Below are 16,260 nucleotides of genomic sequence, written 5' to 3'. Positions count from 1 at the left end.
CTTATTCTTGTGGGTATTTAACATCTAGGAGTACAATTGCTCTATACATTCTTTTTACTCCGTTAAACCATTTTTTTCTTTCCTCAGAAGTTTTAAATAGTACAACACCATCATCTGCAGTTAAAATTTTAAATCTATTTTTATAATATTTATCTTTTCCTATTAAAGTATAATCTTTTATTCTTGGCAGTGTGTATGTCTCTGTTTTCTTTTTATAGCTCTCAAGTGTAAAATTTAATTTTTTTTCAGAGTCGTACATATTTACTATCAAACCTGGTAATCCTTTGAATTTATATGGCCCATAATTAAGCGGTATTTCAGCTGTAAACCATGCATACCATGTTCTGCCATATGCATTGCATTTAGCTAGTTGCGCATTCACTTTACCAATTTTCTTTTTTTCCTTCATTATTTCCCAATTGAGTTTTTCGTTCTCAATATACCTGTACTTAAACTCTTTTATATCTTCAAAAACATCAATCTTGTTGTTATTATGATATACAATCTCAGGACATTCTGAACTATATGATGCATAATCGTTTGGATTGGTTTTTTTTAAGGAATTTAGGGAATATACGGTACTACTTAAAAAGGCCGACTTATTACTCTTACTATCAACTAATAAAATAAATTGTTCATTATCCGAAGAATTGTCATTTCGGGTATATTTAAAATTATACAAACAAACATAATCGGAATTAATGTTTTGAGAGACTGCTGTTGTAAAAACGAACAAAGTAAGTAAAAGGTTAATGTATCTTAATTTCATTATTATAGTATTTATTAGGCTACCTAAATAAATTTAGATAGCCCTAATTAATTTTAATTGGAAAGCGTAGGTGTAACTTTTGTTGTTGTCATTTGATTTTGATTGATCTGGGCGAATAAGTAAGCCATAACTTTCAAGTGCTATACGCAGTTTTGTACTAAATTAAGCCTACTTTTTTTTCGGATTTGCCAAATCATCCCAAATACAAAACCATCTTTAAATTCAGCCAAATGCCCAAATCTCGTGTAACGGCTGTTGGCAGTAGTTTTTTTCTAAAATGTTGATGAATAATATTTAAAAAGTTCTGGATTAGACGAAATCCCAAACCCATCAATTACACTTCCCTTCAATTTTTCAATATTTAAATTTTCCGCTTCATCAATTCCAAAAAATTTCATTCCATAATAGCAAAAATGATTATAATTTCCCATTCTTCCGTGATATTCAATAATTCCAAACCAACTATCTCTCGAAGTTGTTTCGTGTATAATTTCATTATTATCTGATTCAAAAGTATAGTCTACGCAAAAATTTCCAATTGTTGGATTTTCTATTTCTGAATCGTATTTTATTAGTTCTATTTTACTTTCTAAATAACTTGAAATAAGAATAGCTGATAATTGATTATTTTGATGTAAAATTTTTATAAGACAATTTTCAAATCTATATTCATTAATATTCACAATTAAATCATTTCCAAATAATTCATTTTCATCAATCGTGTAAGCAAATAATGGTAAGCCGATAAATTCTTCAAGTTTAACCATCGACATTCCAATAGTTATAGAATGAATAAAATCTTTTGGAATAATCTTTCTGTTGTCTTCTAATTTTTCTTTAATATGATTTTTTCTTTTATTTTTTTCGTTTCTAATTTGAATATAATAAACGAACAAACCTCCAAGAAATCCACAAATTAAATTAATTATAAAATCTTTCAATTTTCGTATTTTTTTAAAATTACTACCAACTTGTATATAAGCAAAACAAACCTTCATACACACAACTAAACATGAGTAGATAATCAAAGTTTTGTTTCGCTTTGCGTTTTCCAAATATATTAAAATTATCTTACAAATTATTAAAAAATCAGCAACTGAAAACTGGGCTCGCGTGAAGGATGGCAGCGAAAATCCTTTGTGTTTTTTCTTTAAAAACACAAAGATTGCAGTGTACAGCCTGACCCGAAGTTTTTCACGGAGGGGCACGCCCAAGGACTGAAAATAAAACTATCTAAAAAAACAAATCCGCTACTTAGTGAAAAGGAGCGGATTCATCCAACTATAAATCTAACAAAACTACTAACTAAACTCTTTATCAGGATTGTATCCTAAATACGGCATGGCGGTTTCATTGAAGATTACGCCGTATTGTTCTAACTCTTTTAAAATAGGCTCGTATACTTCTTTAAGAATAGGTAACTGTACGCCTGGCGTGGTGATTTTGCCATTCAGGATTAATAATGTGGCCATGGCAACGGGTAAACCTACAGTTTTGGCCATGGCAGTATAGGTTTGATCGTCACCAAGACAAACCATTTTTGCATCTATTTGTTCTTTTTTTCCGTTTATCTCGTAGCCAAATTTATGGTACATGACAATCATGTCTTTGTCCTCTTCTTGTAAGGTCCAGCTATCGGTTAATATTTTCTCTAATATTTGGGCTGGTGTGGCGTTTGTCAAACCTACTTTTTTGTTGGGATTGAACAAATCAAGTTCTAATAATTTGTCCCACATGATGTCGTCTTGGTCAATCTTGAGAATCAAACGAGTCTTGATTTCAACCGAATCAGTAGGATGATACGGCAGAAACGAGTTGACAAATTCACGGTAGCTCATGTTTTCGGAGTTTTCCATGATGTAACTATCATCGGTCATGCCAAGTTGTACGAACATGTTCCAAGCTTTAGAAAAACCTACTCTACGAATGGTGCCACGGTACAAGGTAAGTACATCATCTAGTCCGTAAACAGAGCGGTATTTTAGGGAATCTCTGTTAGAGTACGCCTCAAAACGACCGTAACCTTCTACTTGCAAAAACTCGGTTCTACGAAACAAATTGCAATAGGGTATGTACTTGTAGGTGCCTTCTTGAATAAACTTAGCAGCGCCTCCTTGACCTGCCAGCACCACATTGCGCGGCGCCCAAGTAAATTTATAATTCCACAAATTCGTGTCTGATTCGGGTGCTACCAGTCCGCCACAAAAGGACTCAAACAAAATCATTTCGCCGCCTTTCTCCTTAATTTCATCAATCACTTTCATAGCACTCATGTGATCAATTCCCGGATCAAGTCCGATTTCGTTCATGAAAATAAGATTGTTTGCTTTAGCCTGAGCATCTAATTCTTGCATGGCATCACTCACGTATGAGGCCGTAACTAAGTGCTTTTTATACGTGATACAATCTTGTGCAACCTGAATGTGCAAATGTGCGGGCAGCATGGAAATGACAATGGTGGCATTTTGAATGGCTTGTTGCCGTTGCTTTTCATCAAAGATATCAAGGGCGATTGCGGTAGCATTAGGATGGTTGTTGGTTTTTTTCTGGGCCAAAGCCAATGACAAGTCACCAATAACAAGATGCAACTGCTCTTGTTCCGATTTTTGAAGCAAATACCGAATTAAAGAAGAGGCCGATCTTCCTGCGCCAATGATTAAAATTGTTCTCATTTTTGTATATTTATAACACAAACATACATAATTGTTGTATTTATAACAAATGAAGTGTGATTATTTTATTTAAAACCTACAAATACAGCTTCTTTTTTAACATGCGTTCGCCAAAACAAAGACCGCGAAAACTTTCATTTTCATATTAGATCAAATACTTTTGTACTAAATACAAGATCCATGAAAAAAAGAATCATAGCCAGCGGTGCTGTTTTAGGAATGATTGCCATTATTTTAGGCGCTTTTGGCGCGCATGCCTTGAAAAAAGTTTTATCAATAGACCAATTAGCAACATTTGAAACGGGAGTTCGGTACCAAATGTATCATGCTTTGTTTTTACTTTTTATAGGGAACTATGATGCGCTTTCACAAAAAAAGCAAAAAGCCATTTATTATTTAGTGCTTTCGGGCGTTGCATTATTCTCAGGGTCAATATATCTTTTGGCTACCAACAGCATCACTTCTTTCGATTTTAAAATTATAGGATTCGTAACGCCAATAGGCGGTCTCCTACTAATTATTGCTTGGTTTCTGCTATTGACATCAATATTTGATAAAAAATCACAAAATCATCAGAATTAAAGGCTAACTGAAATTTAATTTCTACTTTTGTAGTCTATTAAATGTAACTATACACACTAAATTTATGGATAATACTATGCATTTCTCGCAATCGATTTCGTTAACAGATTTAGGAATTGAAAACGTAAACATTCATTACCAGTTATCTCCAGAAGAATTACACAATATTACAATACAATCAGGTCAAGGAGTTGAGAGTTCTACAGGAGCTTTAGCCGTAAATACAGGAGAATATACAGGCCGTTCTCCACAAGATCGTTTTATTGTGCGTGATAGCATCAGTGAAGATAAAGTATGGTGGGGTAAAGTAAACATTCCGTTTGAGCCTGCTGCTTTTGAAAAACTATACAATAAAGTAACTGCTTACTTATCAAATAAAGAAGTTTATGTACGTGATTCGTACGTATGTTCTGATCCAAATTACAGATTAAATGTACGTGTGGTAACCGAAACTCCTTGGGCAAACTTGTTTTGCTACAATATGTTTTTAAGACCAGAAGCATCAGAAATAGCTACTTTTGCACCAGAATGGACGGTACTTTGTGTACCAAGTTTTATGGCAGATCCAGCTGTAGATGGTACACGCCAAAGTAATTTTGCCATATTAGACTTTACTAAAAAAGTAGTTTTAATAGGCGGTACAGGATATACAGGAGAAATGAAAAAAGGAATTTTCTCTGCATTGAATTTCATTTTACCAGTTTTCAAAAACACATTGCCTATGCATTGCAGTGCCAATGTGGGTGAAAAAGGAGATACGGCTATATTTTTTGGTTTGTCTGGAACTGGCAAAACAACTTTATCAGCTGATCCAGATCGTAAATTAATTGGTGATGATGAGCACGGATGGACCAATGAAAATACCGTTTTCAACTTTGAAGGAGGTTGCTACGCCAAAGTAATTAATCTTAGCGAGGAAAACGAACCAGACATTTTTAGAGCTATTAAAAAAGGAGCTATTCTTGAAAATGTAGTTTTTAAAGAAGGTACCAATGAAGTAGATTTTGAAGATGTAAGCATCACTCAAAACACACGCGTAAGCTACCCAATTACACATATAGACAATATCCAACCAGGATCTATAGGTAACAATCCTAAAAACATATTTTTCTTAACGGCTGATTCATTTGGTATTTTGCCTCCTATTGCAAAATTGACTCCAGGTCAAGCAGCGTACCACTTTATATCTGGTTATACCGCTAAAGTTGCAGGAACAGAAGCAGGAGTAACAGAACCACAGCCTAATTTTTCGGCTTGTTTTGGAGCGCCATTTATGCCTTTGCACCCAACGAAATATGCTGAAATGTTAAGCAAAAAAATGAAAGATGCTAATGTAACGGTTTGGTTGATCAACACAGGTTGGACAGGTGGTGCATACGGAGTAGGAAGCCGTATGAAATTAAAATACACAAGAGCCATGATCACAGCAGCACTTAACGGTGAGCTTGATAATGTTGCTTATGAAAACCATAAAGTTTTTGGAATTGCAAAACCACAATCGTGTCCTAATGTTCCTAGTGAAATTTTGAATCCTAGAAATACTTGGGAAAACCCAGAGCTTTACGATGAAAAAGCATTAGAACTTGCTCAAAAATTTAAAGAAAATTTTGCGAAATTTGAAGAATTTGCCAATCCAGAGATTATGGCAGGTGCTCCACTAGCATAAGTTAATTATAATTCAACACTTGTAAAGCCGTTCGTAAAGAGCGGCTTTACTTTTTTTATGTGGTAAGACAAAAGAAATCAACATTTTAGCATGCGATTCGTTTTTTGGCGTTAAATTTGTAAGTAATCAAAACGTCCTCGTGACAAAAACACAAATCAATCAAAACAATCTACAATCATGTTAAAACAATTTTTCATTCTATGCTCAGGGGCAGACAAAGACCTTCTAGAAACGTGCTCAGAAGGTGAGCAAACAAAATATGTAGGGATAGGTGCCACCGTATTCTTTACAGCCGTTATGGCATTTTTAGCCAGTGCTTATGCCCTATTCACCGTATTTGATAGTGTTTATCCCGCCGTCGCTTTTGGTGTTGTATGGGCTTTTCTTATTTTTAATTTGGATCGTTTTATTGTTTCTACTATTCGAAAACGAGATCAGTTTGGTGCCGAATTTTTACAAGCTACACCCCGAATCATTTTAGCGATAATCATTGCCATTGTAATCTCAAAACCCTTAGAAATTAAAATTTTCGAAAAAGAAATCAATACCGTTTTGTTGAAAGAGAAAAATGCGATGGCTCTAGCCAATAAAAAAGAAGTAGCTACGTATTTCAAAAGTGATTTAGACAAAAACAAAGCCGAAGTTGATAAGTTAAAATTAGAAATAACAACCAAAGAGAAAGAGGTCAATACTTTATACGAAACCTATATCAAAGAGGCCGAAGGAACAGCAGGAACCAAAAAATTAGGCAAAGGTCCTGTCTTTAAAGAAAAAATTGCCAAGCATGATCTGGCCAAAAAAGAACTAGACACTTTACAAAAAACCAATTTGGCCAAAATTGCCGATATGGAAAAGAGTACAAAAACTTTACAAGCTGATTTAGACAAAAAAGTAACCGAAACCCAACCCATTATTGATGGATTTGATGGTTTAATGGCTCGAATCAATGCTTTGAACAAACTGCCTTGGTTGCCATCGTTTTTTATCATGTTGCTATTTTTAGCCATTGAAACTTCTCCTATTATCGCCAAATTATTAGCACCAAAAGGCGAATACGATTTTAAATTAGAAGATCTTGAAACCGCATTAAAAGCAACTATTGAGCAAGACAAATACCAACGCTCTTTGCTAGTAAAAACTAGTGCTACGATGCATGATAAAGTATATGCTGACATCGCCGATGATAAAAAATTGTATGATTTACAGCGCAAAAACGCCACTGATTTACTAGAATTGCAATCTAATAATTTTGTAGAAAAACAGAAAAGAACACTTTAAAAAAAAGTCCTAAAGTCAAAAGGTAAACTATCTTTTGGCTTTAGGACTTTTGACTTTATGACTCTAACACTATTTACATGTGACTCAAAATTTCTTTCTTAAAAGCATCGTATTCGCCTTGTAAGATCAAGCCGTTATCGAGTAGTTTTTTATAATTCTGTAGTTTTTCAAACAATTCGTCTTGAGATAAACTAGCAAGTCCTGCTTCTTTACTTGGCTCCGGCACTGTTGGCTCTTGTTCCTTTTCATAATTATAAGCTGGCAGCACAGCAACTGGCATTATTTCGGCAAAACTAGTCACTTCTTCAGTTTCCATCTCCTCAATAATTTCAGCATCAGGAACAACTGCAGCTGATTGTGCCTCCTCAACAGTTATAGCACTTACCGCGCCTGTTCTTAAAATATCAAGTTGCTCCTTGGCATACGTAAAAATTTTACGGGCTTGTATTTTTGGAATATAATCAATTGACACTTCCATGTTGGTTCTAGTTGTAAATGAAAACTCTGACCCTAAAATGTTTTCCTTAACAAAAGTTCCCTCTATTTCATCCCAAGTATAATCAATGAAATTCATAGATAGCCCAAGGTTTTTAGGCTGACAAATAATGATTCGCTTGTTAGTAAGGACAATACTGTCTGGTAAGACTGTAATAGCTGGTTTTTTTTGAACCGCTATATAACCTACTTCCTCGTTTTTCATTAATAAATCACTCAGTTTAGCAGCAATTTTTTCTATTGCTTTTGGGTCTTGGTCTTCGTTTAAAAATTTTTTAATTTGATCTATCATTGTGTTTACAGTGGTTTTAGACTTTGTATTAATACGCTGTCAAAAGTAATACCAATTTTATTTTTCTGCACTCAAGGTGTGTATTTTTGTTTCCTTATTTTAAAATTTAATTTTAGTTAATTATCTATAGTGAATGGCAATTTGGCCTATTTGGAACACAATTTTCAAGGAATCTTTAAAAGAAAGTTTAGATCCATCAGCATGAATCCATCTTTTTAAGGGCTGTTCACATACTAGCTTTTTAGTTTCTTCATCCCCGTACACTTGTTTCATTCGCATTAAAATTTCTACATCAAACAACCACTTGGTCAAAAACTTGGTTTGAAAGGTTTTTTCAATCACATCTTTGCTCATGATTTTAGCACCACATTGCGTGTCATTGAATTCCATTCCAATTGTTCTTCGAATGATAAAATTAATGATTTTACTAATAATAGCACGAGCGGATTCCTTAGTAATATCTGCACCCATACGAGCCATCCTAGAGCCCCCGACAAATTTAAAACTTGACGTTGAAATGGTAGTCACCAAATCATGAAAATCTTCAAAATCTGTAGATAAATCAGCATCTAAAAAACCGATGTAATCAAATTGATCTTGTTTAGCTAGGTGAAGCATCCCTAATCGTACTGCTTCGGCTTTGCCTCCATTTTTTTCACAATCATAAATACTAATGTGATCTTCATTTCCTTCTCTTAATTTTTCAAGAACTTCAAGGGTTTTATCTTTACTACCATCATTTACAAAACACAAATGGTATCCTAAATTTGAATTAATAAAAGCTTTGAAGTCGTCCCCTAACAAACGAAGTTCCTCATTATAACATGGAATTACAACCCCAATACAGTTGTTTTGAATGATTTGATTTTTTTGCGTTATTTTAGCCGGCTTACCGCCCACACCTATCAACCTTTTTACACGCGCTCCTATCTCACTTAGACTGAGTGGTTTTTTCATGTAATCATCAACTCCTAAATCAAATCCTTTTACAATAATATCCTCCTCTGTATTACCCGATAAAATCATAACGGGAGTATTATGCCCTCTAACTACTTTTATGTGTTTTGCAATTTCAAGACCATTGTACACATTAAGTTCTTCCTTAGTGATTTCCTTTTCATTAGAATAAGGCATGTTAATATCAGCTATAACAAGATTGGGCAAGTGTAAATCATAGCTTTTAATTCCATCAGAAATGGTATTGGCTGAAAATACTTCGTAACCTAAATCAACAAGGCTTTTTTCTAAAGAGAGTATTACTAACTCCTGATCGTCAATAATTAATATTTTCATAGGTATGAGTTTATGATAGATTGATTATCGTAAATATATCAAATTTGATTTGAAATACACAATAAAATCTTTGTTAATGACTGTCATCTAGCGTTAAATTAACAGTTTTATTAATACATTTACAAAAACATCAATACAAACTGGATGTCTACCGAAAAATCAAATAAATATTTAATTGCAGCCCTACTTATAGGAGTGGTTTTTCATGGTAGCGCTATATTTTTCACGCTAGAAAGTACGTATGATGCTTTAATTCATATGTTTTTTGCCAATCATTATGCTACAAGTTGGTTTGAACCCTGGAATTACAGTTGGTACACCGGTTTTACCGTTATGGGGTATCCACCGCTTGTGCATCAAGCTATAGGGCTGTTATCGCTATTAGGTGGTTTAAAGTTTGGTTTATTTACTGTGGCTATTATTGGTATTCTTTTGTTTATAACAGGAGTTTACCGCTATACCCTATTGATTACTGCCGATAGAACTGTAGCTGGTTATGCTGCTTTAGTAGCCGTATTCTCGTCATCATTTGTTGAGACCTTGCATATTTTTGGGCAATTGCCCAGCATAGTAGGTGTTTCAATATTAATGCACTGTATGCCAGAAATTTATCTTTGGATAAAAACTGGAAAAATCAAGAACCTTCTTAGTGCATTTTCATTGCTTGCAGTTACCATATGCTCCCATCATGTAACCCCTATTTTCGGGATGGTTTTCTTTATTTTCCCTTTGATAGGTACTGTTGTTATGGATGTATCTCGGGAAAAGGTAAACTCCTATAAGGAAATACGATTCAAATTATTTGTACAGACCTTGTTCAAACTCTTAAAAAGGATTATTATTTTTGGAGCTGGTTCACTAGTGCTTATTGTATTTTGTATTTTTCCGTATTGGGTCAACTCCAAAGCTAATCCTATCACGCAAGTACCCATACCTCATGGCAGCCGTGATAATTTTCTAGAAGTAACCTCATCTGGGTTAATGTTTTTTGTCATACCCTGGGGAATCCTATTTTTTATTTTACCCTATGTATTTTACCGTTATTTCAGCAAAAGATACATTTGTTTTGGATTGTCAATCACTTTGCTCACCATACTAGGAACTGGAGGTACAACACCTATACCGCTTAAGGTTTTAGGAGAAAATGCGTTTAACATTCTTACGCTTGACCGTTTTACCCTTTGGGCTTCTATTATGAGTTTACCCATGTCTGGAGAGTTTGTATACCGCTTAATTGAAGGCGATTTAAAAACGGCTATTCAAAATAAATTTGGGAATATTTACCATCGAATTCTTGGCGCAGCCTTTGCGGGTTCTTTTTTGTTTTTTGCCAGTTTTACAATTACTCTTGGTTATTTTAGACCTTTTCAACCCCAAAAAATAAATACTCTCCCGCTAGTCAACTTTTTAAATCAAGATCAACACGATCAATGGCGGTATTTACCCTTAGGTTTTGGGGATCAAATGGCAACGTTATCCTCACAAACCAATGCCAAAACGGTTGATGGAAATTACCACTCAGCCAGGAGATTACCCGAGCTTACCTCACGAGCAATAGAACGACTTGAGAATTCTAAGTTTAGAGGTATGGAAGGAATTGGTTCTTTACAACAATTTTTAACCGTACCCGAAAAATACAATTTAAAATATGTGTTTTCGAATGATAAATTTTATGATCCCATACTATATTTTTGTGGGTGGCACCGCCTTTCTCAGTTAGAAAATGGCATTATGGTTTGGGAAAGACTTAATATTGCTCCGTTACCAAAAGTACTTCCTAAAGATGAAGTTCCAGTTTATCTTAAACTAATGTGGGGTATTATACCAATACTTACAATTATTATTGCCTTTATGGTAAATGTACAAAGTATTTTTTTCAAAGCGTTGAAGTTAAAGGAAGAACCAAAACCCGATTTTTTTAAGTTTAAAGTTTCTTACACTCGGTTTCCTCTAAAACTCATTAGTGTATTACATCTTTGGGTCCTTATATTGTTTATCATTATGGCCTTTGGAGGATATAAAACCTATGTTGCCAATGCTACCCAAATAAGCCCTGAAAATGTGGTAAAAAGCTACTATGATGCGCTCGATTTTAAGTTTTATGAAAAAGCCCACTCTTTTATTGACCCTAGGAGCAAACTTTCTATATCACAATTTATGCTGGAAACATCAGTAGCTGACGGAATTTTAAATTCATACGCTAAACTTGATGCCATAGAAATTCAAATTGTAAAGAAAACCGATCAAAGAACTACGCTTGTTGCCAAAACAAAATGGATTACACCCTTAGAAATCATTAATAAGGATTACTATCACGAAACTATCAAACGTAACGGAAAATGGTTTATTCTTCCTCAAAAAACACCATTAGACATACCGCCAGATCAATTTTTATCTAGTAATTTAACGGAGTATTACAAACAAGGACGACGAAAAATCACCACCCAACAAACCTATCATGAAGATGTATTAAAGCAACCTGAGCTTGAAATCCTATCGGCCAAATTAATTCAGTATAACAATGAATACATGATTGTAGGGGAATTACAAAACCTTGATAACAGTCCTGCAGATGTTATTGTAAAATCTACTTTGTATAATAAATACGACAAAGAATTAGCAACATTCAATGCCAAAGACGCTATTAAGCATAAAATTTTACCCAAAGAGACAACTAGTTTTAAAGTAAACTTTGAAGAGATTTCTTGGTTAAAAAAAGAGGTAAACAAGCCTACAACGTTCAACCCTAATGAATATACCCCTAAAAATATTGCCGAAACACCGTCTAACTTTGACATTCAATCAGCAGGAAATGTTGCCATAACAGATTTTTATATACAAGTAGCCCTGTCAGACCTTGTAGTAGAAAATAACCATCTAAAGGGAACGCTTTTTAATTATGGGATTCAAGAAGTAACCGTTCCAGAATTGATTGTATCTTATTACACTAAAGAAAAAGAACTTTTATATGTTGATCATTATTTTGTTAGGGAAGGTGTTCGGGTGCAACGCAAACAATATTTTGATTACAAACTCCTTGACTTGACGAACTGTAAAATTATTTTATCATCATTAGAAAATTGCTTTGTAAATGGTTTACCAAATAAAGATCTGGCACAAACTATTGTTCCCAATAGAAACAAGGTAATGGAAAAGGAACTTTTACAAAAAGTAAACGGAAAAGGTTTTAGTTATGTTAAAATTGAATTGAACAACTATATTGGTAATCCTAAATAATGAAAAAAATAGCAGTCATTCTCCTTTGTATCTGTTGCCTAGTCGTTTTTGCAGTTGTAAAAACAACTAACACTGCAGCTACAATTAAATTGGATACATCCCAAAAAAAATTTACTGCTGGAACACCAATACTGATTCAGTTTTCCTCACTAAGAGTAGTTAAAAATGCTGATTTATTTTTGATTCATTCCTACGGAAAAACAATCGTCAAAGGAAAAGTTGACAAGAATAAATTGCGGTTTAGTATTCCCGAATTGTATGCCAAAAAAACAGGAACCGTTTCTTGGTATCTTATCCAAGATAGAAAGAATATTGCGGCTGGACAATTTGAAATTGTACCTAATGATGCCACGCCCACTTTGATTGAAAATTATTTGGGTCCAACTACCATTCTCACAGGGCAAGATCATTACACAATGATGGTTGCAATCCCCACGGACAGTTATGACAACCCAAAAACAGACAACACCACTGTGTTTATAAAAGATCAATTCCTAGATGACATTACTGTTACCACTAAGAAAACGGCTGATTTTATAGCATGGAAAAACATTTACTCCAGAACAGCCTCGGGGAAAATGCTCATTTCAACACAATGCAACACGGCATTATCAAAGGAATTTGAAACTGACATCACGCCATCAATAGCCACAAACTTTACTATTGATTATGCTAGGAACCATCAATTTGCAGATGGAAACCAAATTACCAGACTAAGGACTTCGGTCATTAAAGATCAATTTGGCAATTTAGTAGGAGACGGAACCTTAGTTACATTTCAAGTTACTACAAAAAATAATATTTTCCTAAAAACATTTGCAGCCACAATAAATGGTGTGGCAATTGCACAGTTGTTGCATCCAGATCACCAAGAAATTTATACGGTAAAAGCCTATGTTACGGGCATGGCCGAAAGCAAACCCATTCAAATTGCGTATCAAGCACTGATAAGAGATTTCCCATATCAGTTTCTTGAAAAAAATCGTAAAATTGTGGTAGGACCATTAACTAGTTTCATGAATCAAATAGTTCCTGATGGAATAAAAGTAGAGCTAAAAATATTTCATAAAAATAAATTAATAGAAACAAAAATTGTTGAAAGTGCCAAAGGATTAGCTACATTTATACTATTACCTCCTTTTTACAAACAATCCGCTTATCAATTTGAAATTACCACTCTTGGCGTAACCAAGAAAACTGAAACCATACCGTATGAAAATTATCAATAACCGAAATATTTACAAAGCGGCCTTTATACTATCCTTTATCGTTATTAGTATTTTTACGCTATTTGGTATGGCAAAAATTCTGGATTACTTGAATACGGGTGCTGACAGAAGTGCCATGTTGCACCTTGAAACAAAAAGTGAGGATGTCTACTTACCTAAAGTGACCTGGACCAAACTTGAAAATCCAGCGCGTAAAATGGAGAAAAACACACTAGGAAAAATTGAACGGGACTACCTTTTTTCTTGGCACATAAAAAACAAAGCTCTACAAAATAACACCCCAAAAGGCATTGACGATTATTATACCATGAACACTCGTGATAATCTATACAAAGTCATTCAACACAATAAAGCCCAAGAAATCACAATAGAAAACACCACACTAAAACACTTTCCTGAATTAGAATTTTACAGCGAAGACGGACAGCTAGTCGTTTTTACGGATAAAAACGTGATTGAATTTCAAAAAATTTACCTCAATAAAAAGTTGTTAACTACCGTACAAGATACCGCAACATACAAAGTAATGATGCTCCTTGAGGATGGCTACTGGCGTGTGCGTCATTTTCAAAAAATGGAACCCTCTCCATTTGTTAAAGACTCTATACAACCAGAGCCCGAGTACAGTATTCAAGAGGATAAAATTCTTAAAAACAAAAAACAATTTGTTATCAAAGGTATTAATTACTATCCAAAAAATTCAGCTTGGGATACCTTTGGGGAACAATTTCGCAAGGATACTATTGCAAAGGATTTTGACATCATCAAAAAATCAAATTTAAACTCTATACGGGTTTTTATTCAATACGATGATTTTGGGAAAGCAAATATAAATCCTGAAAAGATGGTTAAACTTAAAACCCTTTTAGATTTGGCTGCAGCCAAAAATCTAGGAGTTATGGTAACCTTATTTGATTTTTACAGCGATTACTCACTAGACAGTTGGACTCTAACACACAGACATGCAGAGCAAATAGTATCTACATTTAAAGATCATAAAGCAATCATAGCTTGGGATTTAAAAAACGAGCCTAATTTAGATTTTGAAAACAGAGGTAAAGAAAATGTTTTGCAATGGCTTGACCACATGGTAACGGTAATTAGAGAAAATGACCCAAACCACTTAATTACAATTGGCTGGTCAAACTCTGTGGCGGCTTCACAACTGGCTGATAAAGTAGATTTTGTTTCGTATCACTTTTACAATGATATAAAGCACCTTGAGTATGAAACCAATACTTTAATCAAAACAGTTAAGAAACCGGTTGTAATTCAAGAATTTGGAGTTCCTTCTTACGGCGGGATTTGGAATTTATGGGAAAGTAGTTTAGAAAATCAAGCCCAATACCACCAAAAAATGCAAGCGTATTTCAAGAAAAACAATTATTCATTTATGTCCTGGACATTGTATGATTTTCCAAAAGTACCGGATCAAGTTGCTGGAAAATGGCCTTGGCAAAAAAACAGGCAAAAACAATTTGGGTTTATTGATGTTAAAGGCAAAAACAAACCCGCGTACAAATACATTTCGAATTAAAATTTAGATTTTATAATTTTTTGGAATGTTTTCAAATACATGTCTGTAATTGTTGCCATAGATAAAGCGCTTGCTGCTTTAAAGTTCTGCATAGCAATTGATTTTCGATTTGCATCATCATTAATTATTTTCTCTATTGCAGTTGCAAGTGATTCAGCACTTTCAGGATTAAAAAACTCGCCTTTATACCCCTCTTCTTCTACTAGTAAGGCTAAATCTCCCAGATCTGGCATGACTACGGCTTTGCCATAACTCCCTGCTTGATGTAACACCCCAGAACTCCCTGTGGTAGAAGTGTACGGAAAAGCAACAACTGTACTGTCTCCAAAAATTACGGGTACATCTTTCTCCTCAACATATCCTGTAAATCGAATACCAGGAATATCTTTGTATTTTTCTTGAACACTCGCTAAATAGCCAGGCGTATTAGGACTATCAGTACCTGCGACAACTACTTCTATGGCTTCTGAACTACGTTTTCTAATGATTATAGCTGATTCTATCAAAATTTCGACTTTTTTATAGGTTCCAAATTTCCCAAAAGCCATAATTTGTTTTGGTCCAGGAACTAAGTCAAACGAGGGTTCGTCAATGGTATCAAAAGTTCCATGTGGTACTACAATAACATTATTTACTTTGTATTTCTTTACCAGTACCTCTACATATTTGTTGATAGTTACTGCCACGACATCAGACTTTAATATGAATTTGGTCAATGAAGTGCCTACAAAATTATAGAAACGTTGCGCTAGTTTATTATCTGTAAAACCAGCACTCTCCAGGTCAACTTGCTCTAGGATGTTGTGTAGCAAGGAAACTGTTGGGATAGAATTCAATCGTAAAACCGAAGGAATCATAAGTCCTAAAGCTGCAGGAACCTTTTTATCGCCAAATTTCATGAATTGCAGATTAATCAAAACAGCATCCGGTTTTTCAGCACGTATGGCATCCATTATTGAGATAATATTGGTGTAACTATTAAATGACCAGCATTCCCTCACCTTTACTTTATCACTGTTTTCAAAGTCCAGTTGCTTAGCATCTTGAGTTTTATCACACAGTAAAATCACCTCTGAGATTTCATTTTTTTGTGCAAAATTTTTAACTAAATGATACCCATATTCGTTAAGAGTTACTTTACTTGGCGGAAAAGCTGTGATTACGGCTACTTTCATGTGCTTTAAATTTGGTTTAATACTTAGGCATTGGT

At 34.3% G+C, this 16,260-nt stretch carries 12 protein-coding genes; 6 read left to right on the top strand and 6 right to left on the bottom strand.

The window, feature by feature from the left end; genetic code table 11:
• Position 1: 1 nt before the first annotated feature.
• From IQ05_RS06845 to IQ05_RS06835, 3 genes are all read right to left on the bottom strand, one after another.
• Positions 2 to 769 (bottom strand): GLPGLI family protein, encoded by a 768-nt coding sequence (locus IQ05_RS06845; protein WP_144891337.1) that lies wholly within the window; start codon positions 767 to 769, stop codon positions 2 to 4.
• 272 nt (positions 770 to 1,041) lie between these two features.
• Positions 1,042 to 1,710, bottom strand: coding sequence for a hypothetical protein (locus tag IQ05_RS06840; protein WP_144891335.1), 669 nt, complete (start codon positions 1,708 to 1,710; stop codon positions 1,042 to 1,044).
• 360 nt (positions 1,711 to 2,070) lie between these two features.
• Positions 2,071 to 3,441, bottom strand: a complete 1,371-nt coding sequence (locus tag IQ05_RS06835) for a saccharopine dehydrogenase family protein (protein ID WP_144891333.1) — start codon at positions 3,439 to 3,441, stop codon at positions 2,071 to 2,073.
• Between the two features lie 180 nt (positions 3,442 to 3,621).
• Between IQ05_RS06835 and IQ05_RS06830 the strand changes: the two genes are divergently transcribed.
• From IQ05_RS06830 to IQ05_RS06820, 3 genes are all read left to right on the top strand, one after another.
• Positions 3,622 to 4,023, top strand: coding sequence for a DUF423 domain-containing protein (locus IQ05_RS06830; protein WP_144891331.1), 402 nt, complete (start codon positions 3,622 to 3,624; stop codon positions 4,021 to 4,023).
• Between the two features lie 64 nt (positions 4,024 to 4,087).
• Positions 4,088 to 5,689 (top strand): phosphoenolpyruvate carboxykinase (ATP), encoded by a 1,602-nt coding sequence (gene pckA, locus IQ05_RS06825; RefSeq protein ID WP_144891329.1) that lies wholly within the window; start codon positions 4,088 to 4,090, stop codon positions 5,687 to 5,689.
• Between the two features lie 177 nt (positions 5,690 to 5,866).
• Positions 5,867 to 6,967, top strand: a complete 1,101-nt coding sequence (locus IQ05_RS06820) for a DUF4407 domain-containing protein (protein WP_144891326.1) — start codon at positions 5,867 to 5,869, stop codon at positions 6,965 to 6,967.
• Positions 6,968 to 7,040: 73 nt separating this feature from the next.
• On the opposite strand, the gene IQ05_RS06815 is transcribed toward IQ05_RS06820, so the two are convergent.
• Positions 7,041 to 7,754: a PH domain-containing protein gene (locus tag IQ05_RS06815; RefSeq protein ID WP_144891323.1), complete on the bottom strand. Its 714-nt coding sequence runs from the start codon at positions 7,752 to 7,754 to the stop codon at positions 7,041 to 7,043.
• 120 nt (positions 7,755 to 7,874) lie between these two features.
• Positions 7,875 to 9,047 carry a glycosyltransferase gene (locus tag IQ05_RS06810; RefSeq protein ID WP_144891321.1) on the bottom strand — a complete coding sequence of 391 codons (1,173 nt, stop codon included), beginning with the start codon at positions 9,045 to 9,047 and terminating at the stop codon, positions 7,875 to 7,877.
• A 144-nt stretch (positions 9,048 to 9,191) separates the two neighbouring features.
• Between IQ05_RS06810 and IQ05_RS06805 the strand changes: the two genes are divergently transcribed.
• The 3 genes from IQ05_RS06805 to IQ05_RS06795 are packed head-to-tail and all read left to right on the top strand — an operon-like array spanning position 9,192 to position 15,050.
• Positions 9,192 to 12,284, top strand: coding sequence for a hypothetical protein (locus IQ05_RS06805; protein ID WP_144891319.1), 3,093 nt, complete (start codon positions 9,192 to 9,194; stop codon positions 12,282 to 12,284).
• Positions 12,284 to 13,513: a hypothetical protein gene (locus IQ05_RS06800; protein WP_144891317.1), complete on the top strand. Its 1,230-nt coding sequence runs from the start codon at positions 12,284 to 12,286 to the stop codon at positions 13,511 to 13,513. The genes IQ05_RS06805 and IQ05_RS06800 overlap by 1 nt, the downstream gene beginning before the upstream one ends.
• Positions 13,497 to 15,050: a cellulase family glycosylhydrolase gene (locus IQ05_RS06795; protein WP_144891315.1), complete on the top strand. Its 1,554-nt coding sequence runs from the start codon at positions 13,497 to 13,499 to the stop codon at positions 15,048 to 15,050. The genes IQ05_RS06800 and IQ05_RS06795 overlap by 17 nt, the downstream gene beginning before the upstream one ends.
• On the opposite strand, the gene IQ05_RS06790 is transcribed toward IQ05_RS06795, so the two are convergent.
• The gene (locus IQ05_RS06790; RefSeq protein ID WP_144891313.1) at positions 15,047 to 16,225 is read right to left on the bottom strand and encodes a glycosyltransferase; all 1,179 of its coding nucleotides are present in this window, start codon (positions 16,223 to 16,225) and stop codon (positions 15,047 to 15,049) included. The two genes, IQ05_RS06795 and IQ05_RS06790, sit on opposite strands and share 4 nt — an antisense overlap.
• Positions 16,226 to 16,260: the final 35 nt, after the last annotated feature.

It is taken from the genome of Flavobacterium tiangeerense, assembly GCF_007830355.1.
Taxonomy (GTDB): domain Bacteria; phylum Bacteroidota; class Bacteroidia; order Flavobacteriales; family Flavobacteriaceae; genus Flavobacterium; species Flavobacterium tiangeerense.
This window is presented reverse-complemented; position numbering and strand designations above follow the sequence as displayed.

Excerpts from the sequence above, each read along its gene's own strand:
- IQ05_RS06845 (WP_144891337.1), bottom strand. The coding sequence starts at position 769 with ATGAAATTAAGATACATTAACCTTTTACTTACTTTGTTCGTTTTTACA.
- IQ05_RS06835 (WP_144891333.1), bottom strand. The coding sequence starts at position 3,441 with ATGAGAACAATTTTAATCATTGGCGCAGGAAGATCGGCCTCTTCTTTA.
- IQ05_RS06830 (WP_144891331.1), top strand. The coding sequence starts at position 3,622 with ATGAAAAAAAGAATCATAGCCAGCGGTGCTGTTTTAGGAATGATTGCC.
- pckA (WP_144891329.1), top strand. The coding sequence starts at position 4,088 with ATGGATAATACTATGCATTTCTCGCAATCGATTTCGTTAACAGATTTA.
- IQ05_RS06820 (WP_144891326.1), top strand. The coding sequence starts at position 5,867 with ATGTTAAAACAATTTTTCATTCTATGCTCAGGGGCAGACAAAGACCTT.
- IQ05_RS06815 (WP_144891323.1), bottom strand. The coding sequence starts at position 7,754 with ATGATAGATCAAATTAAAAAATTTTTAAACGAAGACCAAGACCCAAAA.
- IQ05_RS06810 (WP_144891321.1), bottom strand. The coding sequence starts at position 9,047 with ATGAAAATATTAATTATTGACGATCAGGAGTTAGTAATACTCTCTTTA.
- IQ05_RS06805 (WP_144891319.1), top strand. The coding sequence starts at position 9,192 with ATGTCTACCGAAAAATCAAATAAATATTTAATTGCAGCCCTACTTATA.
- IQ05_RS06800 (WP_144891317.1), top strand. The coding sequence starts at position 12,284 with ATGAAAAAAATAGCAGTCATTCTCCTTTGTATCTGTTGCCTAGTCGTT.
- IQ05_RS06795 (WP_144891315.1), top strand. The coding sequence starts at position 13,497 with ATGAAAATTATCAATAACCGAAATATTTACAAAGCGGCCTTTATACTA.
- IQ05_RS06790 (WP_144891313.1), bottom strand. The coding sequence starts at position 16,225 with ATGAAAGTAGCCGTAATCACAGCTTTTCCGCCAAGTAAAGTAACTCTT.